The following is an 831-nucleotide window of genomic DNA, read 5'->3' on the forward strand; positions in this document are numbered from 1 at the left end:
GGGCACGGCCCGGTCGAGGGCCGCGTCGGCGGCCGCGAGGGCGGAGGTGTCGAGGTCGAGCACCGCGAGGCGCGGACGGCCCGGCGGCAGGCCGTCGCCCGATCCCGCGGCCCGGCAGGCCGCGACCAGCCCGATCGCCCGCGCGAGCGCCCGGCGCTCGGCCGGGCGATCCGACAGCAGGAGGACGAAACCTTCGTCCGGGATCTGGGCGCCCAGTGCCACGTCAGCGCCCTCGGGTCGCCTGGATCAACGATTTGTTGACCCTATCACCAAAATGGTGAGCGAAACCTTGCGCCGAGCGCGCCGTGATAGCGCTCGGCCCGTCCCCGCGGGCGCTTCGCGGTGTCCGGTGGCGTCAGGCGTAGCGGCCGGCCGGCACGGCCGGGTAGCGGGCGTGAACCTTGCGCACGTCCTGGCGCTCGTCCCGGGGCGCCTCGAACAGGTCGGCCACCTTGACGACCAGGAGAATCTGGACCCCGACGACCAGGACGGCGAGCGCGGCGAGGATGAAGGGCAGGGCAAGGAACATGGGTTCGGACCGAGCGTGCTTGAGCGGTGATGTTGCACCGCCGTAATCGCATGCTGCATTGCACTTTGGCATGCCAAGCTTGGCATGCCAATTATGCCCGCGGCGCATGGATGATCGCCCGACCTCTGGGTGTGTTACGGGATTCCGGTATCCGAGAAGGCTGGGGCGCGCAGGACGCGTGACACGGCCTCCGGTCGATCGGTTCGGCCGCGTGCGGTGAACCGTGCCGTGCCACCTCTCCCACAGGGCAGGGCGATCGCATATGCCGAGCGAGCCTAACCCCGGTCAGGCGCGGGTCCCCT

At 70.8% G+C, this 831-nt stretch carries 1 protein-coding gene and 1 pseudogene; both read right to left on the reverse strand.

The annotated features are described in order from the left end of the window. Positions 1-222 (reverse strand): annotated as a pseudogene (locus tag AX737_RS11355) (phosphohydrolase); the annotation flags it as partial. A gap of 133 nt (positions 223-355) precedes the next feature. Then, positions 356-529: a hypothetical protein gene (locus AX737_RS33140; protein ID WP_156453664.1), complete on the reverse strand. Its 174-nt coding sequence runs from the start codon at positions 527-529 to the stop codon at positions 356-358. Positions 530-831 lie beyond the last annotated feature (302 nt).

Origin of the sequence: Methylobacterium sp. CCH5-D2 (assembly GCF_001556475.1) — a bacterium.
Lineage (GTDB): Bacteria > Pseudomonadota > Alphaproteobacteria > Rhizobiales > Beijerinckiaceae > Methylobacterium > Methylobacterium hispanicum.